Origin of the sequence: Streptomyces sp. NPDC060035 (assembly GCF_042736635.1) — a bacterium.
GTDB lineage: Bacteria > Actinomycetota > Actinomycetes > Streptomycetales > Streptomycetaceae > Streptomyces.
The window spans coordinates 120,819-140,584 of record NZ_JBHWVO010000018.1 but is presented as its reverse complement, the minus strand read 5'-3'; the positions used below and the strand labels follow the sequence as shown (position 1 = coordinate 140,584).

At 68.0% G+C, this 19,766-nt stretch carries 18 protein-coding genes and 1 pseudogene; 10 read left to right on the top strand and 9 right to left on the bottom strand.

Annotation, left to right across the window (positions count from 1 at the left end; all coding sequences use genetic code 11):
- Positions 1–38: 38 nt before the first annotated feature.
- A complete protein-coding gene (locus ACFWBQ_RS26465) occupies positions 39–491 on the top strand; it encodes a hypothetical protein (RefSeq protein ID WP_385498486.1) in 453 nt (150 codons plus the stop codon).
- Between the two features lie 31 nt (positions 492–522).
- Here the strand turns inward: ACFWBQ_RS26465 and ACFWBQ_RS26460 are convergent.
- A pseudogene (locus ACFWBQ_RS26460) lies at positions 523–657 on the bottom strand (IS5/IS1182 family transposase); the annotation flags it as partial.
- A 349-nt stretch (positions 658–1,006) separates the two neighbouring features.
- On the opposite strand from ACFWBQ_RS26460, the gene ACFWBQ_RS26455 reads away from it, so the two are divergent.
- From ACFWBQ_RS26455 to ACFWBQ_RS26440, 4 genes are all read left to right on the top strand, one after another.
- A complete protein-coding gene (locus ACFWBQ_RS26455; protein ID WP_385498481.1) occupies positions 1,007–1,531 on the top strand; it encodes a GNAT family N-acetyltransferase in 525 nt (174 codons plus the stop codon).
- A gap of 652 nt (positions 1,532–2,183) precedes the next feature.
- Complete coding sequence (locus ACFWBQ_RS26450; protein ID WP_385498477.1) at positions 2,184–3,128, top strand: MerR family transcriptional regulator; 945 nt, start codon at positions 2,184–2,186, stop codon at positions 3,126–3,128.
- Positions 3,129–3,641: 513 nt separating this feature from the next.
- Positions 3,642–4,076 carry a hypothetical protein gene (locus tag ACFWBQ_RS26445; protein WP_385498470.1) on the top strand — a complete coding sequence of 145 codons (435 nt, stop codon included), beginning with the start codon at positions 3,642–3,644 and terminating at the stop codon, positions 4,074–4,076.
- 1,056 nt (positions 4,077–5,132) lie between these two features.
- Positions 5,133–5,540, top strand: coding sequence for a hypothetical protein (locus tag ACFWBQ_RS26440; RefSeq protein ID WP_385498464.1), 408 nt, complete (start codon positions 5,133–5,135; stop codon positions 5,538–5,540).
- A 413-nt stretch (positions 5,541–5,953) separates the two neighbouring features.
- Here ACFWBQ_RS26440 and ACFWBQ_RS26435 read toward each other — a convergent pair whose 3' ends face one another.
- The 4 genes from ACFWBQ_RS26435 to ACFWBQ_RS26420 form a co-directional block, all read right to left on the bottom strand.
- Positions 5,954–6,112 carry a hypothetical protein gene (locus ACFWBQ_RS26435; RefSeq protein ID WP_385498459.1) on the bottom strand — a complete coding sequence of 53 codons (159 nt, stop codon included), beginning with the start codon at positions 6,110–6,112 and terminating at the stop codon, positions 5,954–5,956.
- A gap of 119 nt (positions 6,113–6,231) precedes the next feature.
- Positions 6,232–8,634: a M4 family metallopeptidase gene (locus ACFWBQ_RS26430; RefSeq protein ID WP_385498454.1), complete on the bottom strand. Its 2,403-nt coding sequence runs from the start codon at positions 8,632–8,634 to the stop codon at positions 6,232–6,234.
- A 288-nt stretch (positions 8,635–8,922) separates the two neighbouring features.
- The gene (locus ACFWBQ_RS26425) at positions 8,923–9,984 is read right to left on the bottom strand and encodes a helix-turn-helix transcriptional regulator (RefSeq protein ID WP_385498447.1); all 1,062 of its coding nucleotides are present in this window, start codon (positions 9,982–9,984) and stop codon (positions 8,923–8,925) included.
- Between the two features lie 116 nt (positions 9,985–10,100).
- Positions 10,101–11,093, bottom strand: coding sequence for a MerR family transcriptional regulator (locus tag ACFWBQ_RS26420; RefSeq protein WP_385498442.1), 993 nt, complete (start codon positions 11,091–11,093; stop codon positions 10,101–10,103).
- 61 nt (positions 11,094–11,154) lie between these two features.
- Between ACFWBQ_RS26420 and ACFWBQ_RS26415 the strand changes: the two genes are divergently transcribed.
- The 4 genes from ACFWBQ_RS26415 to ACFWBQ_RS26400 all read left to right on the top strand — a co-directional run bounded on the left by ACFWBQ_RS26415 (position 11,155) and on the right by ACFWBQ_RS26400 (position 14,081).
- Positions 11,155–11,919 (top strand): maleylpyruvate isomerase family mycothiol-dependent enzyme, encoded by a 765-nt coding sequence (locus tag ACFWBQ_RS26415; protein ID WP_385498436.1) that lies wholly within the window; start codon positions 11,155–11,157, stop codon positions 11,917–11,919.
- Positions 11,920–12,427: 508 nt separating this feature from the next.
- Positions 12,428–12,568 carry a hypothetical protein gene (locus ACFWBQ_RS26410; protein ID WP_385498428.1) on the top strand — a complete coding sequence of 47 codons (141 nt, stop codon included), beginning with the start codon at positions 12,428–12,430 and terminating at the stop codon, positions 12,566–12,568.
- Positions 12,569–13,074: 506 nt separating this feature from the next.
- The gene (locus tag ACFWBQ_RS26405; RefSeq protein WP_385498425.1) at positions 13,075–13,200 is read left to right on the top strand and encodes a hypothetical protein; all 126 of its coding nucleotides are present in this window, start codon (positions 13,075–13,077) and stop codon (positions 13,198–13,200) included.
- 158 nt (positions 13,201–13,358) lie between these two features.
- Positions 13,359–14,081, top strand: coding sequence for a DUF6461 domain-containing protein (locus tag ACFWBQ_RS26400; RefSeq protein ID WP_385498420.1), 723 nt, complete (start codon positions 13,359–13,361; stop codon positions 14,079–14,081).
- Between the two features lie 315 nt (positions 14,082–14,396).
- Here ACFWBQ_RS26400 and ACFWBQ_RS26395 read toward each other — a convergent pair whose 3' ends face one another.
- Positions 14,397–16,442, bottom strand: a complete 2,046-nt coding sequence (locus ACFWBQ_RS26395) for an NAD(+) synthase (RefSeq protein ID WP_385498415.1) — start codon at positions 16,440–16,442, stop codon at positions 14,397–14,399.
- A gap of 166 nt (positions 16,443–16,608) precedes the next feature.
- Positions 16,609–17,565: an SMP-30/gluconolactonase/LRE family protein gene (locus tag ACFWBQ_RS26390; RefSeq protein WP_385498408.1), complete on the bottom strand. Its 957-nt coding sequence runs from the start codon at positions 17,563–17,565 to the stop codon at positions 16,609–16,611.
- Positions 17,566–17,666: 101 nt separating this feature from the next.
- Here ACFWBQ_RS26390 and ACFWBQ_RS26385 point away from each other — a divergent pair, with 101 nt between their 5' ends.
- On the top strand, positions 17,667–18,110 hold the full coding sequence (locus ACFWBQ_RS26385) for an Lrp/AsnC family transcriptional regulator (protein WP_385498400.1): 444 nt from the start codon (positions 17,667–17,669) through the stop codon (positions 18,108–18,110).
- Positions 18,111–18,489: 379 nt separating this feature from the next.
- Here the strand turns inward: ACFWBQ_RS26385 and ACFWBQ_RS26380 are convergent, their stop codons facing one another.
- Together ACFWBQ_RS26380 and ACFWBQ_RS26375 are read right to left on the bottom strand one after the other, a co-directional pair.
- Entirely contained in the window at positions 18,490–19,074 is a 585-nt protein-coding gene (locus ACFWBQ_RS26380) for a TerD family protein (RefSeq protein WP_385498393.1), read from the bottom strand.
- Positions 19,075–19,329: 255 nt separating this feature from the next.
- Complete coding sequence (locus ACFWBQ_RS26375) at positions 19,330–19,758, bottom strand: pyridoxamine 5'-phosphate oxidase family protein (RefSeq protein WP_385498385.1); 429 nt, start codon at positions 19,756–19,758, stop codon at positions 19,330–19,332.
- Positions 19,759–19,766: the final 8 nt, after the last annotated feature.

Here is a 19,766-nt window from a genome sequence, read left to right as displayed (position 1 = left end):
GTGGCCGGACCGTCGCCAGCGGAGTGTGCCCGGCTCATGTGCTGGGCGAACAGGACCACGTCCACCTGCTCGCGGCGGATCATCGGTGGGAGACTCACGTCTGCCTGATACCGTCCGGCGTGGACTTCACCTCTGGCGGGACAGGCGGGCCACGTCTCGATGCCGCTGCCCTGGCACAGTCTGCTCGTGGTAGCAACATATGGGGATCCCTTACAGCAACAGCCGACGCTCAACGCGCGGCCGAGGTGTTTCACTCCGCCGGCTGGGGGGTCCGCCGATCGAGCTGGACTGAGTTCGAGGTCGAGAGTGTCTTTGCTGAGCTTGAGCTGATGCCGTTGAATCCCGTGGTGTTCAGCGGGTTCGTGGACCCCGACCGCATTGCTGTCCTACTGGCAGCCCTGAAGGAGATGGGCATGCCATTCACCGTCGAGTTCGAGGACAACGATGGGCGAGAGCACGTCTATCGCTCCGCTGCCCAGCCCAGTTGCTGACCGAAAGTTGCCTTGGCGTCGCTCCTTCGGTTCATGGTCTGGCCCAGAGGCGGATGGCGACCGTGACAGTGCCGCGGAAGACGTAGGACCGCTCGTCGTAACGAGGCGCAACGGCCCGGGAGTTCTTGAGCCCATTGATGGTCCGCTCGACTTCGGATTTCCGCCGAGCGCCTCGGCCTCACGCGGACCGACCACTTCCGGTCGGCGGTGTCCGGCCGGACGATCGTGTGCAGGTGACGGAGTCGGCCGCCCGCAGCGGCCGGTCAACGTGCCGGCCGGCAGCGGCGACCGGTCACTTGCCGTGGTCACCGCGAAGACCAACCGCAGCAGAACGGACAAGGACCCCAGAACCCGGACGAGGCCATTCGTTCTCCAGATAGGTTGAACTGGCCGGGTGCTGAGATGCCGCCCTCTCGAATGGCGCAGTCGGGGCAGATGGATTTGTCGCGCCGGCGTCGCCCCGCCATCCGGAGCACCCGGGGTGTCCGGGCTGACGGTCGACAAGGAGCAACACCGTGGCAGACCACTGGGTCAAGCTGGAACTCGACGTGAACACCTTCAATGCGGCGCGCTTCGAGAAGTACATCCAGCGTTGCCGAGACGCCGGCATCCGCATGAGCACACTGGCCGAGCTGGGCGACACTCCACGCCACCGGCGCGCGCTCTACGAGCTCAACAAGGAGTGCTCCGCCGACATCCCGGACCGCGGCGAGTTCCATACGTTCGACGAATACCTCGAGCGCAGGATCGAGGTCCCTTCCTACGACCCGCGTGGTGTCGTCATTGCCCTCGACAACGACGTATGGTGCGGGCTCGCCGCGACATCGGACCGACGATCCTCCGGATTCGTGTTCAACGAGATGACCGGAGTCAAGGCCGCCTACCGCGGTCAAGGCATCTCCCTCGCGATGAAGACGGTGGGCATCGGATTCGCCGATCTGTGCGGTGTGGAAAAGGTTCGAACGATCCACCACCCGGCAAACACGAGCGCTATCGAGATGAACCGACGGCTTGGTTACGTCGACACCGAGTGGGACTGACTCCGAGCCGCCTCGGCAGGTCGGATCCACAGAAAGGGGTGGGAAGTCGTGGGGCAGGTAGCAGCACTGCCCCACGGGGCGATCCACGTAGAGGATCGCACCCAGGACGGTCGCAGGTCGTGCTCGGGCGGGCGGCCGATGTCCTGTGCGACATCCCGTGAGTTCCCGTGACCCCTGCTGGGGTCCTGAGCCCCTGGCCTGGGGCTTCTCCCTTGTTCGCGCGGTTCGGCCAGCCAGTGACGCAACTTCGGAAGTCCTGAAGCATTCTCATCCCATCCGACCGATCTGCGGCCTGGTCGAAGGCGAAGAGGCGCATGCTGTCGGCGCCGGCGGTGGTGAGGCAACTCAGCAGAGCTCTGGAGAACTCACGGGATGTCGCACAGACAGGCGAGGTGCCCGGCACGTCTCCTGCTTTCCCTGCGCTGCGCAGTCGTGGAGGCGATTCTCTTGGGGGTGCGCATCCACGGCAGATGGTGTCGCCAAGACTGATGCGCCTTCGCTGAGCCCGTCGTGTGCCGGGTCCTCACGAACTCATGGTGACCTGCATGACCGCCACGGCAAGCGGTGGAGAGCCCCTCGACGTGACGATTTGCCGGCTCGCGCGCCCCGGGCTCTTGAGTCTCCAGCGGCTGGAGGGTCCAGGATCTCGCCCATGGAAGACGAACGCCCCGACGTGCTCACCATCGGCCAGCTCGCGCACCGCACCGGACTTCCGGTGCGCACCCTGCGCTTCTGGTCGGACGAGGGAGCGGTGCCGCCCGTGGCCCGCTCCGCGAGCGGCTACCGGCTGTACGACGCCGAGTCCGTGGCCCGCGTCGAGCTGGTCCGCACCCTGCGGGAGCTGGGCCTCGGGCTCGACGACGTATGCCGCGTCCTGAGCGGCCGCACCACGGTCGCCGAGGTCGCCGACGCGCACGTGGCCGCGCTCGACGCGCAGATCCGCTCCCTCAAGGTGAGCCGAGCCGTCCTGTCCACCGTATCGAAACGTGGTTCGACCGCTGAGGAGACAGCACTGATGAACCGGTTGGCACGGCTTTCCGCCGCCGAACGCAAGCAGATCATCGACGAGTTCAAGGAGGAGGTGTTCGGCGGTCTCGACGTCGACCCACGCCTGCGCGACCGCATGCGCACCTTCAGCGTCGAACTGCCCGACGACCCCGCACCCGAGCAGGTCGACGCCTGGATCGAACTGGCCGAACTGGTGCGGGACCCCGGCTTTCGCGCCCGGTTGCGCACATGGATGGAGCTCAACACGCCCGTACCGGGGCAGGGCCGTCCCCCCGGGGCGTCCATCTGGTGGGCCAGGCAGGTCGTGCAGACCGTTGCGGAGGTCAGAAAACGCGGGGTCGCTCCCGAGGGGCCGGCAGCGGCCGAGGTGCTGTCCGAGCTGTTCGGTGACGCCGATCGGGCCGCCGTGCTGCGCAGCCTGGAGGCCGGGATCGAGGCAGGTGCGGAGCGCTACCGCAGGCTCGTCGCCCGTGTGCGCGGGCAGGATTCGTCGCCCGACGTGACCGAGGAGCTGGAGTGGCTGGCGCGAGCCCTGCGTGCCACGGATCAAGCCTCGCCGGCCGTACCGCCCCTGCCCCGCATGGGTTGAGGCGAGCCGGGGCGAGTCGACGCGAGCCGTGGTGTCGACCGCCGTCACGAGGGGGTGATGAGCCGGCCATGCTGCTCGATCAGCACCTCCCGCAGCGACTGGGGTGATCGGCCGGTCGGCCGGTCGACCGTGTCGGCCACCTGCCCACGGGCCTGACCCCGCTCCACCTCGCCGAGGTGTTCGATCTGGACGAGAAGACCGCGATCCGCTATGCGAACTCCGCCCGCGCTCTCCTGGAGCGGCCGATGGAGACCGACCCCGCGACTTCACCACAAAATCCTCGCCCTCAAGGACCGGATGGGCCGGTGGGAATCCGACCTGACCCTTGCACGCGAGGGCGCAGGGGCTTCCCCCGTGCGCAACAAAGGCCCCGTCCATTTGTGACGTCGGCCGAGCTGGCCATTCCGATCGATAGTTGGCCAGCCTTGAGTGCGAAATCAGTCACTTACGTTACATTTCGTGTCGCGATGCCTTACTTGCGGAGATCCCGCTCGCCTCGAAGGAGAAGCCTTCATGAAACACCTGACCGCCCTTTTCTCCGCCTCCGCGCTCGCGCTGGGAGGTCTCATGGGCGCCGGCATGATGGCGCCGGGCGCTGCGTACGCCGCGCCCGCCTGCGGTGGCTCCATCGACGACTGGAGGGACGCCGACGAGGCCGCCAGCTACAGCGGCTCCGCCAAGACCAATGACGACAGCGCGGTGGAGCGCACCGTTTCCCTGGAAGGCGACACCGCGTGGGTTCCCGGTGAGACAAACAAGGTCACGTACACCTTCGCGGCGGGGAAGTTGACCTGGTACATCGGCGACGAACACGGCGGTACGAGTTTCAGCCTCAGCTCGCCGGAGTGTGCGCCGGGAGACACCCGCGTCACTGGCGCGCAATTCGAGGAGAGCTCGGGTGGCCAGGGCGGCGGCGGCGCCGCGGCGGGTCGGCTCACCCGGGGGTGAGCTCCCCGAAGCGGTAGACACGCGGTGCTCGTTCGCTTGGGCCCTCAGAGACCGCCGACCGGTGAGGGGCCCAAGCATTGGGAGAGGGCTGGCCCCGCCGGCGGCGGGTGGGTGCCGGCGGGGCCGTTCTCGAGTGGAAGCCCGAACGCGGTGATCGGCCGCCGAGGGTGACGAGGCGTTGTCACCCTGCCGGTCCAATGACCGGCTGTGGCGCTGGGTACGGCGCGGCCGAACCCACCCGCGCCCTCTTCCGCGTCGGTGGGGTGGCATTCGGCCTGAAGATCCCCAGCTGCGCCGGGTCCGTAGGCCACGGGGCAACCGGGGCCACGCACTGACCTTCACGCCGCTTCAACGCTCGACTTCGCCGAGGGGTGCGGGTTGCAACAGAAGATCACTCAGGCAGCCGAGCAGGCGACGGATCACCCGCTCTGAACCGGTTCCACCTCTGTCTCGCGCACAGGGGCAGCCGAGCCGTCCCTCTGGGGAACACCGAGCACCCGGCGCCCCGACACCGGCCGCTGCTCGTCCTCGAGCTGCTCGACAATCGGGGCGCGCTCGGCAGGGAGCATTCTCTCCCCAACGACAACGGGAGCAGGAGCAGCAGCCGCTGCAGGTCCAGTGCCCAACGGGCGACGCAAGATCATGCCGCAATCATGCACCCCGCCATCCGCACGTCGAACGCCGACCGCCACGACCCGTCGCGACCCCTGCCGCGCACGGGAGCAGCCGGCTGCGCCGTACCAGAGACGCGTCATACCGGCCCTGTCCTCGTAGAGCTACCGGTCGCCACGGCCGCGCGCCCGGCTCCCGTGAGCCGAGCGCAGGTGCCGATCTCGCAGATCGCCCGCCGCATCCCCATGAGGCCCCTTGCGCCGACACCAAATTGGATCACTCCACTATCAATGCGACCTTAGGTGACGACCAGTCAGATATGGTGACAGGGTCGCGCCCTGCCTGCCTGAGGCAGTCGTGATCGGTCCCCCGTCGTCCGTCCTTCGCGGACTCGGGACACCCTGAAATCCATTCCCCGCACCGGAGGTTGACGTGCCTGTAACCGTGATCAAGAAGCTCGCCGGCGTTCTGGTTGTCCCCGCGCTCCTGGCAGGAGGAGGTGTGCTCACCACGACCACGCCCGCGCACGCAGCCACCTCGATCGCCATCAGCAAAGCAACCATCGACCCCCAGACGGACCGCGTGCTGAATGTTTCGCTCACCTACGCCTGCGACACCACAGCAGGCACCGCGACCATCGACGTCGCCGCCACCCAGGAAGCCAAGTTCGCAGTCAGCCATCTGAGCGATCTGACCTGCGACGGTACCCAGCACACCGCGAACGCTACGTTGACGTCGCCCTCCGGCTGGGAATCGTGGTACAGCGGTGACGTGAAGATCACCGTCACGCTGTTCGACAGCGAGCTCAACAAGCTCGGTTACGTCGAGGGCTCCTCCGCCATTGGCGATTGATCGCACCGTCCAGGCGGCCCTTCTCCGAACCGGTTCGGACCGCCGTCACCTGATGCCTGACCGGGCGGCCTAGGCGCAGATCGCGCCTGCCGATCGCGACCGGCCGCGGGCCGAGCAGCAACTCGCACAACCAGGCTCATGGAAAAGCACCGGCGAGTCCACCGTGCCCCCGAGCCGTCCGCAGACGGCTCGGGGGCACTTGTGTGTCGGTGGGATCAGTCCTCGGCGGCCTCGTCCTCAACTACTCCGACCCGGAATCACGCCATCGTGGACGGGCTCTGCGAATCGTTCGGTCCGGGTCAGGCGGCGGCCACGAGGGCGAGGCCGCCGAGCTGGCTGCAGAGACTGCCGGACCCGCGTCGCCGCCTACCCACTCACGCACTTCGAAGAGCTGCTCAATCTCTGACGCCCACTCACCACGGCGCCCCAACGTCCACCTTGGGGCCATCCGCGTCACGGTGGGGGATGAATGCGCGCACCATCGCCCGGTGGGCCTTGGCGTACGCGAGGGCCTCCAGCACGGAGGAGTCCTCGCCGGCCTTCAGCTCGATCACGTCGGTCAGGTCGAACATCACCGTCGGCCGCGTTCAGGTGCCACAATCTCATGCTGCTCCCGACGCTCAAGGTGCTCCCACCGCGCACACGCGGTGGGAGCACCAGCCGGCCGAGATGGCCCTTCCGTCTGAGCCTGCTACTCGCAGCTGCCCGCCAAGGTCTTCCGGGTCACCACGTCCGTGTCCGCCGCGGTGGTGTCCAGCCAGACCACGCGCTGGCCGTCGCCCAGGGAGGGGGCAATCTGGGCGCCGGAGGAGCAGGAGACGCGGCTGAAGGTGTTGCCACCCGCGACCACGTCGGCGGTCTTCGCGACCATGACCTTGATCTTCTCGGCGCCGGGCCATGCACCCAGAGCCGACCAGCCGTCATAGGTCGAGTAGGCGAAGTAGTCGTCATTGACGGAGAACTGGGCCCCGTAGGTACCTGTCGGGTAACGCAGCTTTGCGCCCTTGGTCAGGTCGTCCAGCGGTGCAGACATGAAGTTGGTGTTGCCGACCAGGCCGCCGTCCTCGCGCCAGAAGATCCGGTCGGAGGTGAACTGGAGGTCGCCGATGGAGTTGAAGACCCAGCCGCCGATCCGCTTGGTCTGGGTGGTGCCGGTGGCGACGTCGTAGACGTTCAGGTAGGTCTGGGTGGCGCCGCCGGCCCAGGAGATCTTGCCGTTCTTCATCGCCAGTCGGGCGGCCGTGGTGCCTGCCTCCGGGGTGACATTCACCGTGGTGCCGTCGGCCTTGCGCAGGATGACGTCCTGCTCGCCGTCGGCGGTGGTGCTGATGTATGCGAGGCTGCCGCTGTCGGTGACCGGCTCGGTCTCGTCGGCGTTCGGAGTGTCGACCAGCTTCTTGATCTTGTCCTGGCCGTGGCCGTGGCCCCTGCCCTTGTCGCGAGTGCCGTAGACGCCGATGCTGTCGGCGGTGATCCGGGTGAAGACCACCCGGTCGTCGTCGAGCGACGGGTCGATCAGGTAGGCGTCGTCCTCGGCGAGTTCGTAGGTGGACTTGCCGTTCTGCTTGCTGAAGCGGCCGACGGTGATTCCGAAGGCGGCAGACCCGGCGTTCCAGGCGATCGCGTCGCCGTGGCCGATGGCGTAGACGTCGCCGTTGATCTGCGCAGCCTGCTCGTCGACGCCGCTGTAGACCTCGTAGGCGGGCAGGACACGGTCGCTGATGACCTGGCCGTCGTGCGTGCCGGCCTTCTGCTCCCAGTCGTCCACGATGCCGTGGCCGTCGAAAGCCTTGCGGATGGCGCCGAAGTCGGCCTTGGAGACCTTCAAGGACTTGGCAGCCAGGGTGACCGCGTTGCGCATGTCGCTGAAGCCGGACAGCGGGGTGAGGTAGTTCTGCGCGGCCCGGTAGACGATCCGGTCCGCGAGGTTCGGGTCGATCGCCTCGCGCAGGTCCCACAGCGCGCCGCCGACAATGGAGGAGTTGTAGTGCACCCCGCCGTTGTCGAAGTCGAGTGTGAAGGGGTCGTAGTCGGTCTGCGCGCTGCGGCCGTCGTTGAGGTCGCGCAGGGCGCACTCCTCCAGCGGCACCGTGCCGTTGCAGAGGTACTCGCCGATCAGCCCGGAGGTCGGGTCGCTCATCGCGACGCCCTTGTCGGCAGTCTCCATGGCATTGCCGAAGTAGTCGGATATCGCCTCGTTGAGGGCGCCCGACTGGTTGAGGTAGACAAGCCCGGCGGAGTGTTCGGTGACGCCGTGGGTCATCTCGTGGCCGACCACGTCCAGGCCCACCGAGAGCGGAACGCCGTCCATGTGGCCGTAGACCATCTTGTTGCCGTCCCAGAAGGCGTTGGCATAGTCCTTGCCGTTGCTCGCGACGTTGACGACGGAGTGGATGGTGCCGCCCTTGCCGTCGACGCCGTCACGGCCGAGCTGGTCCTTGAGGTACTCGTAGACCTTGCCTGCGTTGACATGGGCGTCGACCGCGCCGGAGGTGGTGTGCGCGCCGTCGAAGCGGTCGGTCGACGAGGTCGCGGGCAGAACGTCGTCGGTGACCGGACCACCTGCCACCAGCAGGTAGCTCTTGCGCTGCGCGTCGTAGGTGCGTATCTGGCCGCCGGTGGTGGCGTGCATGGCCCGGGTGGAGTCGACCAGCGTGTAGGAGCCGTCCGCCTCCTGGTTGGCGTTCAGTTTGACCTCGCCGCCGTCCACCTTGATGCCCGTCCCCTCCACGGGCGAGGCGTCGGCGGCGTCGATGTTGTTGTAGGAGAGCGCGATGCCGCCGACCCGCGCGTCGATGTACACCTCCTGGCGCACCGGGCTGCCGTCGGCCTTGGCGCCGGTGACGGTGAAGTGCCAGGCAAGGACGCCGCCCTTGGCGCTGGGCAGGACGACCAGTCCGTGCCGGGCGGTCTTCGCGCCGTCGACCGCCCCCATGGCGCGGTCGAGCGCGAACAGGCGCCGTTCCGCAGTCGCTTCGGAGACCGTCGGGGCCGTGGACACCGTGAGGTCGGTGTACAGGGTGCCGGTTGCGGAGGTGACCTGCTGACCGCCGTCGACTGCCTCGGTCTGCACCGCGTACTGGGCACCGAACACGGGGACGCCGTTGTGCTGCTGCTGTCTCCCCCTCGGCCCAGGCCGGAGCGACCAGCAGTGCCGAGCCGGTGACGGCCAAGACCACACTCGTGCCCAGGACCCGGCGAATCCATCGTGCTCTCACAGCATTCTCCCCATCGCATGCGTAAGGGCCGTGAGCCCCCCGCGACTTGTGGGGTCGATGCTTCGTCATGAAACTTTCGGCTACAAGAGACGCGGGAGGGCGCAAAACCGCCTGGGCGTAAAGCCGCCCCACCGGGCACGCTGGGGCCACGTGGATCGTGAAGCTCAGGTTCGGGCCCGGTCGTTGTCCAGCCAGCCCGAGACGGCCGCATGCCAGCCGAGTTGGAATCGGGTTGCCGCTCCGACCGACTCCATGAGGACCTGCAACCGTCGCTGGACGGTGCGATGCCCCATGCCGAGTTGGCGGGCGATGGTCGCGTCGGTGAGACCGACTTGGAGCAGGGCGACGATCCGGCGATCCACCGTGTCCAGATCCCCGGGCCGGCCCTCGTCCTCCGCCGGCTCGTCGGCGCCGGTATCGCGCAGCCGCGAGCCCTTGTCGAAGTGCTGTTCGAACAGCGAGATCAGGGCGGTGAGCAGGCCGCTGCCGTGCACGACCAGCGCCACGGGTTCGCCGGACTCGTCCTGCTCGGGGTCGAGTGGCAGCAGGGCGATGTCGTCATCGGCGATGACGAGCTTTATGGGCAACTCCCCGACGATGGAAATCTGCTGTCCCTGCGCAGCCAGCTCGGAGAGGGAGCGCGCGGAGCCGGGACTCTCCAGCCAGGTGCGCGCCACGACGCACCGCATGGTCACCCCCCGCCGCATCGACTCCCGTTCGACCTCCTCGAGGTTGTCCTCGAAGGTGATGGCGGAGGCCGCCCGCATGGCCGGGACCAGGGCTCGGACCTGGTGCCGGGCTCCCCGCTGGATCTCGACGAGCCGACTCCGGATGGCGGCGCTCCCGGACAGCACCTCGACCGGTGCGCCGGAGGTACGGGACTGCGCGGCGCGGTGGCGCTCGGCGAGTTCCGTGACGAGATGCTCGACGCGGTGCAGGGCGGCCCGTCGAGACTCCAGCAGCGGTCCCAACGTGAGCACCGGGGAGGCGGCGCGGTACCGGACGCCGCCCGCGTACCGCTCGACGCTGGCAAGCCCACGGTCGACGAGCGTCTTGAGGACGTGGGTGACCGCTTCCTCGTCCGTGTCGGTCAGGACCAGGTCTGCCGGCTCACTGTCCGGCCGGTCGACGAGGATCCGGTAGACGCCGCCCTGCTCGGCATCGAGGCCCAGCTGGGTCAGCAAAAAGGTGTCCGCCGTCTGCGGTTGTGGGATCAGCCCGGCCACCGGCCCCACCCTTTCTGTCCGCCCCGTTGAGGCGACCAGAATATCGGAGGGGACACTCACCTCCGGCGGGCTGTAGACGCCTCACCAGCCGCCACGGTCCATCACTCCCCCACGTCTCAATTCAACGGTACCCGGGACGAGTCGGCGGCAGGTTCCGTGCGGGACCGCCGATGGGCCCTCGCCTCTCCGGCACCGCCAGGGCTTACGGAGAGTTCGAGGGAGTCGGTCAGCCACAGATGGGACACGCCGAGTGTGACCGCATCGCCGCCGGCCTCGGTCACGAGCCGCCAGTAGCGGCGCAACCGCGGGTCACGGTCAGCGGCCACGTGGGCCAGCAGCCGGCCTCTGAACTCCGGGGAATCCCTGCCGTCGCGCACCGAGACGTGTGCTGCGACGAACCTGTCGAGTTCAGGGCCCACGCGGGGCGGCTCTCCCGCCTGCACCATGGGCCGGGCCAGCGCGCACGCCTCGCTGATCCCCTTCAACAGGTCGACCTCGTCGGCGATCAGTTCGGCGTTGGCCCGCGCCATGGCCAGCAGTCCGCGTGTCAGTTCCCGGTCGTCGGCCAGTGCGAACAGTTCGGCGAATGCGACCACCTGTGGCAGGGTCGGATCGGCGGGCGGATCGGGCACGGCCATGGTCACGAACGCGGTGAGCATCGCCTCGGACACCGGGGCGACCATCGTGCGTCTCCAGAAGTCGATCAGCGCGTCCCGGGCGGCACCCCCGCTGCCCACGGCGGCCAGCAGCTGCAGCCTGGCAGCCCGGTCGGCCGGTCCTGCCTCCTCGACCGCGCGCAGCGAGGCCCGCCGCCAGGCCAGGTCCGCGATCTGTACGTCGAGCGCGGACCGCTCGGCCGACACGACCTCGGCAACGGAGCGTTCGCCGGAGAGCACCTGTCTGATGGAGGGCAGCCCCAGCCCGAGCCTACGCAGCCGTCTGACAAGGCCGAGCCGCTCCACGGTCGCCTGGTCGAACCTGCGGTGCCCTCCCGTGCTGCGCACCGAGTCGACGATGCCTTCGTCGCAGTAGAAGCGAATGGTCCGCACCGGGACGCCGGTCAGCCGTGCCAGGTCGCCGATCCCGAGCGTCTCATCGAGCAAAGGCACTTGAACCTCCACCGGACTGGAGCTTCTACCGTACCGGCGTAACCCCCTGAGAGGAGCATTCATGATGACGTCGACACTGGACACCGCACGGCTCGTGGAGGGTCTGCGGGAGCAGACCGGAGGGTTCATCCGCGCGGTCGCCGGAAGGTCTCCGGAAGCCCGGGTGCCTACCTGCCCGGAATGGCCGCTGCGTACCCTCGTCGGGCACGTGGGCCAGGAGCACCGGTGGGCGGCCGAACTCGTGCGCAGGGGCGAGCAGCTACCCGTTCCCGACCCGCGGCAGGCCGATCCCGGAGTCCCGGACGAGTGGGCCCGGTGGCTGCGCGAGGGCGCGGAAGAGCTGATCCGCGCGATCCAGGAGGTCGGCTCGGACACCGAGATGCACACGCTCTTCGGGCCGCGGCCGGCTGCCTTCTGGCTGCGCAGGATGCTGAGCGACACCTGCGTCCACCACTACGACGCGGCGTTTGCGACGGACACCGCGTTCGAGATCGCCGACGACCTCGCGGCCGACGTGATCAGCGAGAAGCTGAACCTGCTGTCCACACCGGCTTTTGAGACGGCCAGGCCGACGGTTGCCGGGCTGCGTGGCCGGGGCGAACGGATCGGGTTCCGGCCGAGGTCCGTGGAAGGCTGGGTGATCACCAGGACGCCTGACACGCTGAATTGGGAGCGCGGTCCGGTCGAGGCCGACACAGTGGTGTCGGGGGCGGTGGCGGACCTCATGCTGGTGCTTTCCCACCGCGTCCCGCCCCAGGACGACCGGGTGACGGTGACGGGCGACCGCGCGTTGCTGGACCACTGGCTGGCCCACACGAGCCTCTAGTCTCAGGTGATCCGCAGTGACCAGCTTGCCGACCCGCGGTGATCGTCACGCAGCCCGCGTTCCACGTTCGGCGCGGCCGACGGCCGCCATCCTTCCGCCCCGAAGCCGGGCCCGGAATCGCTCGGACGAAGCCGACGGTCCCGTCGCTTTCGGCGTACTTCAGAAGGCGATCGGTGAGGTACGGGCGAACGGGCTCTGCCGCTGGTCCTGTGACGGTGACCGGTGTTCAAGCCCGCGTCGGCACGTGGTGCCAGGATGGGTTCATCTGCGAGCCGTTGGAACGAGGGAGGACGGCATGGGCGAGTTGCCACGGTGGCTTGAGGTGTGGTTTGTGGAGAACGAGGCCGGGCACCGAGGTCGAGGAACCGAAGCAGTGCTGTGGCTGCGGCCTGCGGACGGGCCCCCTGACCGTCCGGGGCGGAAGCCGATTGCCGACGCAAGGGTGACTGCCGAAGCAGGGAGCCGGTGGGGCAACGCGTCCGTGTACGCCACGGGTTGGGGTCGGCTCATGGGGATCGACAACGTGACCGAGGTGGTTTGGCAGGCGGATATTCGCCCTGAGTCCCAGGCCGAACTCGACGTGACCCTCGAGCAGATGCTGGCCTGGGTCGATTCGACGGCTGAGGCTCCGAGCTGGGCCAGGAGCTGAGAGACAGGGGGGCTGAAAAACGCTGGATTCCGAGGAATGGGACCAGCGCTGCTGCGGAAGTCGGGCATGTCGACGTGTGACGGTGGGCGCTTGCAACTGCACGGCCTCCGGCGGCCCCGGTTCGCCGTTGATGGTCACGGTGAGAACCGTCCCGTTCTGTGTGGCTACTCATCCGTAGGTGTTCGTGCTGGTCGGGTTGTGCCTGGCCAGCCGGTTAGATGTGCGGGCGGGACGGTGCGACAGTTGTCGTGCACGTATCTGGCCTCTCTGGTTGTCGGCGCGTAGGGGCATTGGCGGGGTGAGGTACGGGTTCGAGTGCAGCCTCCTGAGGGAGGCTGCTTGGACGGAGGCGGCTTTGCGTTGATCGTCCGGATGGGCGCGCGGCCGTGCTTCACAATGTCTCCCTGTGACGAGCACCTTGATGACCACGGCCATCGCAATCGTCGGCACGCTGCTGGGCAGCGGACTGACGGCATCTGTGACCGCTCGGATTGAGCGGCGAAAGAATGAGGCTCTGGAACGTCAGCAGATACGCCAAGAGGCCGCACAGGATCGCGCTGCGCTTCGTGAACTACGGGTCGAGCACCGGAGGTGGCGCGGGGATCGTCGACAAGCTGCTCAGCAAGGCTTGATGGATGCAGTTCATGAAGCGCAGGGGGCTGCACGGCAACTGGCACGGCTGACGCCGGAGCCCTACGACCAGCATCGTTAGGACCATCCAGGCGGCTCCACCTACGGGCGGCCCGGACAGCACTCCCGTGTGTCAGTGGTCACTGGCAGGATGCGCTGCATGACCTCAGCCACCGCAGCCGATTACGGCTGGATACGTTCCTCGTCCTCACTGTTCGGATACGCACTGGATGCCGGGTACACCCTGACGCTGGTGCGGGGGGTCTCGCCCGACGAACTGCTCGACGTGGTGGAGGCCGAGGCGCGAGGTGTGTGTGAGGGATTCGACGAACTGACCGAGCAGCACATGGCGGTCCTGGATGCGTACGAGGACTGGCCCGAGTCCTTCCTGGCGGGAGCGTTCACGGTGCGGGGTGAGGGAGGGGACTGGACGCTCGCTCTTGAGTTCGGCGGCGATGTGGGGACGCGACCGCGTTTCATGGAGGCTCTCTCCGCCGGGACGCGTGCTGTCTCGCATTCGAGCAACGGGGGGAAGCCCATGCACTTCTTCCACTGGTACGAGAACGGAGAGTTGCGGACTACCTTCGAGTTGCCGAAGGCCAGAACGGGCAGCACTCCCGATGAGTTGAACGCCGTGATGAGCGAGGTCGGTCTCAATCCCGCAGGTGACCAAGCTCCCGACGTCGATGGCAAGGCGGCGGTCTTCGCACTGGCCGAGCGCCTCACGGGCGTCCGGGTGACCGAGGCACTCCTGGCGGAGGCCGAGTACAGGACGGGTGAGGTGGCGGAGGAGCCCGCCGAGGAGTGGGAGAGCATCACCATCGACCTCACGGATGCGCACGGCGAGGGGACATACGTGCAGCTTCGACGGGATCAGCTCTGACACGGGACGGGATACTGGGGGTGCGTCCCATGTCCCGGCTCCTCGGAATGCTTTCCTACGCAGCCCGACTCCTTTGATCTTGCCGTTCGAGGCTGCCGAAGACCCACTGGCACCGCGCAGGACATCCGCGATACGCCCGACGTGCCGCGGATGCCCCCTTCCTCGAAGCCGCCTTCCGCTACGGAGTGAGCGGATCCGGCAACTGCTCGCAGTTGCGGGCTGGTTCGGACTCTCCGTGCAGGGTTCACGGGCCGAGCCGTCCCAGCTAGCGCCTGAGGCGGCCGCGGTCCTGGCGTACCCGGACCGAAGCACCGGCTACGGTCCGGTCGGCGGCATCTCCCAGCGGGCGAGGTCGCGCAACCACGCCTGCGCCGTGGCGTCGGACGGGGCACGCCAGTCGCCGCGCGGCGAGAGGGAACCGCCCGCCGACACCTTCGGCCCGTTCGGCATGGCTGAGCGCTTGAACTGGGCGAAGGCGAAAAAGCGGCGGCAGAAGGTCTCCAGCCAGTGGCGGATCTCCGGCAGGTCGTAGGCCGGCCTCCTGGAGACCGGAAAATTGGGGGGCCACGCGCCGGCGTGTTCGTCATGCCAGGCATGCCAGGCCAGAAAGGCGATCTTGGACGGCCGGAAGCCGTAGCGCAGAACGTGGAAGAGGGTGAAGTCGTGCAGCGCGTACGGCCCGATTCTGGACTCGGTCGACTGGAGTTCGTCGCCCGGCACCAGCTCCGGACTGATCTCTGTGTCGAGGATCGCGGCCAGCGTCTCACCGGCCTCCTGCCCGAACTGGCCGCTGCTGATGACCCATCGGATCAGGTGCTGGATGAGCGTCTTCGGCACGCCGGAGTTCACGTTGTAGTGACTCATCTGGTCGCCGACGCCGTACGTGCACCAGCCGAGCGCCAGCTCGGACATGTCACCGGTGCCGAGCACGATGCCCTCCCGCTGGTTGGCGAGCCGGAAGAGGTAGTCGGTACGCAGACCGGCCTGCACGTTCTCGAAGGTGACGTCGTACACCGGCTCACCCGACGAGAACGGGTGGCCCATCTCCTTGAGCATGAGCCGGGCGGTCGGCGTGATGTCCAGCTCGGCCGCGGTGACACCGAGCGCCCGCATCAGTGTGTGGGCGTTGTCCTTGGTGTGGTCGCCGGTCGCGAAACCCGGCAGCGTGAAGGCCAGGATGTCGCTGCGCGGACGGCCCGCGCGGTCCATCGCCCGGGCGGCGACGATCAGCGCGTGCGTCGAGTCAAGGCCCCCGGACACCCCGATGACAACCTTCGGACCGCCGATCACCGCGAGCCGCTGCTGGAGCGCCGCGACCTGGATGTTGTACGCCTCGTAGCAGTCCTGGGAGAGGCGGTCTGGGTCGGCCGGCACGAACGGGAACCGTTCGACCCGGCGACGCAGGCCGAGGTCGGTCATCGGCGGGTCGAGCCGGAACGGCACCTGCCGGAAGCCACTGGTGCGCGCAGCGTGGGCGCGGCGGTTGTCGTCGAACGTGCCCGTCCGCTGCCGCTCCTGCCGCAGCAGGTCGAGGTCGACGTCCGCCACGGCGTACTGGTCGTCGAGCGGGAACCGTTCGGTCTCGGCCAGCAGGGCACCGTTCTCGTAGATCATGGTCTGGCCGTCCCACGCCAGGTCCGTGCTGGACTCGCCCCGGCCGGCAGCCGCGTAGACATAGGCGGCGATGCAGCGGGAGGACGCCGAACGGCACAGCAGTCGCCGGTCCTCGCCCCGCCCTACGGTGATCGGGCTGCCCGAAAGATTGACGAGAACGGTCGCGCCGGCCAGTGCCGCCTCGGCGCTCGGCGGCACCGGTACCCACATGTCCTCGCAGATCTCCGCGTGCAGCACCAGACCGGGGAGGTCCTCCGCCGCGAAGAGCAGGTCCGTTCCGAACGGCACGGTCGACCCGCCGAACCGGATCGTCCCGCCGCGCTCGTCGTCGCCCGACGCGATCTGCCGCCGCTCGTAGAACTCCCGGTAGTTCGGCAGGTACGACTTGGGCGCGATGCCGAGGATCCGCCCACGGTGCACGACCACCGCGCAGTTGTAGATGCGGTGGCGATGGCGCAGCGGGGCTCCGACGACGAGCACCGTCATCAGATCCGCAGACCCGGCCACCACGGCCTCGAGCGCCGCCTCGACCTCGTCGAGCAACACGTCCTGCAGCAGGAGGTCCTCGATCGAATAGCCGGCCAGGCAGAGCTCGGGGAAGACGGCGACCGCCACCCCGTCCCGGGCGCAGCGGCGCCCCTGTGCGAGGACCGTCTCGGCGTTGGCCGGCGGGTCGGCGATGGCGGTGTGCCCGGTGCACGCGGCGACTCGCGCGAAGCCATGGTGGTAGATCGACCAGAAGTTCACGGGCACATCACGTGGCCCGCCGCCGTCCTCGTGCGCCCATTCCGCCGCCGCGGCTGCGGCCGCCGAACCGCTGGTACTGCGAGTGCTTGCACGGGTGTCCTTTCAGGTCAGGGTCAAACGTTCGACTCACGGCTTCCGCAACGCTCACGTTCGACGGGAGAACACCTCAGGCGGCGTCGATCCAGGGACGCCGTCCCGGGCCGGTCGGGTGCGTCCCCGTGACAGCCATGACCACCGAGTAGAGGGTGGTCTCGGCGGTGATGAAGAGACGGTTGCGTTTGGCCCCGCCCCAGGAGATGTTGGACACGGTCTCAGGGACGTTCAGTCGGCCGATCAGGGTGCCGTCCGGGTCGTAGCAGTGCACGCCGTTGCCCATCGCGGCAACCCACAGCCGGCCGCCGTCGTCGAAGCGCAGGTTGTCGAAGCGGCTTCCGCTGCCGGGCTCGGCCTCGGCGAAGACCGCGCCGTCCGAGAGGGTGCTGCCGTCCGCTCGGACGTCGAAGACACGGATGAAGCCGGCCCGGGTGTCGGAGACGAACAACTGCCGCTCGTCGTGGGAGAAGACGAGCCCGTTGGGGGCGCCGAAGCAGTCGGCGACCAGGCGCACCTCGCCTGTGGCCGGGTCGATCCGGTACACGTTGCAGGAGCCGATCTCGCTCTCCGCGCGATAGCCCTCGTAGTCGCTGGTGATGCCGAAGTCCGGGTCGGAGAACCAGATCGAGCCGTCGGACTTCACGGCCGCGTCGTTGGGGCTGTTGAGGCGCCTGCCCTGCCAGCGGTCGGCAAGCACGGTGAGGGTGCCGTTGTGCTCGGTGCGGGTGACCCGGCGGTTCCCCTGCTCGCAGGTGATGAGCCGGCCTTCGCGGTCCAGGGTGTTGCCGTTGGTGTGCCCGGCCGGCTCGCGGAAGACGCTGACGGTGTCGGTGGTCTCGTCCCAGCGCAGCATGCGGTCGTTGGGGATGTCGCTCCATATCAGCTGGCGCCAGGCCGGGAGGTAGATCGGGCCCTCCGCCCAGCGGCAGCTGGTGTACAGGACCTCCAGGTCGTCGTCGCCGTTCATGCACCGACCGGTACGGAAGCGGTCGTCGAGGCATTCGTACAACCCGGGGTGCTCGATGGTCATGTGCTTCGCCCTTCCCAGAGTCGAACTGAAGCGTATTCGGTTCAGGGCGAGTATCGCAGTATGCAGTATGGTTCTTTCAAGCTTCTATCGAATGGAGTGTTGTGGATCACGTGGACCGTGCGTTGCTGACACAGCTTCAGCAGGACGCCACCCAGCCCTACTCCGCCCTTGGTCGGTCCGTTGGCCTCTCCGCCGGTGCCGCCCATGAACGCGTCAAAAAGCTGCGCGAGCGCGGCGTGATCCGGCGCACTGTGGTCGAGGTGGACCCAGCAGCGGTGGGGCGAGGTGTACTTGCGTATGTGATGGTCGACTCGACGTCCTGGATGGGCGATGCGGCGGATCGCTTCGCCGCGCTGCCCGAGATTCAGGAGGCGCACGTCATCGCGGGCAGTGCCTCGCTGCTGGTGAAGGTCAGAACCGCGACCACCGAGCAGCTCCAGGACGTGCTGCGCCGGATCTACGCGATCGACGGCGTCAGCGGCACGCAGGCCACCATCGTGCTGGAAACGTTCTTCGAGCGCCCGATCTCGCCCCAGGAGCCCTAGTCGCCGGCGCCCGCCGGATCCAGTCGCTGCTGGAAGCGGCTGACGTGCCGGGACGCCGTCTCGACCCGGAGGATCTGGACCGTCCTTCGGACGAGTGCTCCGCCGAGGCGATCAGCGACTGCCTCGGCCGCCCGTGCCGGCGCTGATCTCGTGATGCATATTCGGTGGCGGGTCTTGAGCTGCTTCGCTGCCCGTCCTGCCCGCGCAGGTTCGGAGCCCGCGGAACGTGCAGGAGGGTCAGCTCATGGCCGGGGACGGGCTGTGGCCGGGTCCGGGTACTTCCCGGACCCTGGCCGAGCACGCGACTACCTTCCGAGCGTGACGAGTTCGAACCGGTTGCCGTAGTTGTCCGAGACTCGCGACAGCATCGGAGCGTTCGCTACTTGCTCACGGCGAAGCGCATGAGGGCACGCTCGTCGCCCTGCTTGATCTTGCCGGTCTCATTGATCACCTGGAGCTTCCAGCCCGCACCGTCCCGCATGGCCTTGGCCACGGCGCAGCCGTTGTCGTCGGTGAGCAGACTCGGCCAGATGTCGGCAACCTGCTGGGTGGTACCACCGGTCGCGTCGTAGACCTTGAAGCTGATGTTCCGCGCGTTCTGGAAAGCGCTCCGCTTCTTGTACGCGGCAGCGATGAACACAACGGCCGTGATGTTGGACGGTACCCGGGCAAAATCCACGGTCACGGTCTCGTCGTCGCCGTCGCCGCGCCCGGTCTGGTTGTCCCCGCTGTGCAACAGGGAGCCGTTGCCCAGCGGGTCCAGGGAGTCGAGCCCGGCCAGCCGTACGGGCTCCGCGCCCTGCATCGCGATGGCGATCAGGTCAAGATCGGTGCCGGCCTTCTGCCGGAGCTTGCCCAGCACCCCTCCGCTGCTCCCGACGGTCGGGTCCCAGGACACCCCGATGGACAGATGGGTCACCCCGTCGAGGTCGGCCGGGCCGTCTTCCTTCTTCAGCGTGATCATGGTGATCCTCTTGGTCGTGAGACTGGTACACGTGAATTGTGCCTGGCGGCCTCTGCGCTGAGCCGACCTGGGGCAGATTATTCGCGACGTTGTTCGAGAATACGCAGCACTGCCAGGCAATCGAGTCCAGCGGCGGTCAGGACACCGCCCGCGGGCCGGCGTCCGCACCCCATGAACCGTATACCCCTCTGGGGTAATCCAGGTCGAGCGGCAACGCTGGAGGAGCCTCCCCCGCCCCAGGGCGGGGTTTCCTGTTCAGACTTCGCCGAGGTCCGAGCTGAGCCACCTCTGGGGCCGCATATGGATGACCACCTGCTCGCCGTGCTCCCTCCAGGCGAAGTCGACGTAGCCCTCGACCTTCTCGGCAGGGAGGTAGCGGGCCGAGATCTCCACGAGTTGTTCGCGGGTGGCAGGGAGGGTTGCGACGACGGGGCCTTCGACCGAGACGTAGCGGATGGTCGGCGTGACACGGTCGACCATGAGGCAGAACCGGCCCGCATCGGCGATCGCCGTCCCCTTGCGGGAGTCGCGTCCCGTCATGATCCAGATGTCACCTCCCGGCTTGTACTGGTACCAGATCGGCACGGTGAGCGGGGCACGCCCCTGGTCCGCCGCGTCCACGGCCAGGGCTGCGACATGCGGCTCGGCCAGAAACTGTTCACGCTCTTCGCGGTTCAACGCCACGGGTCGAC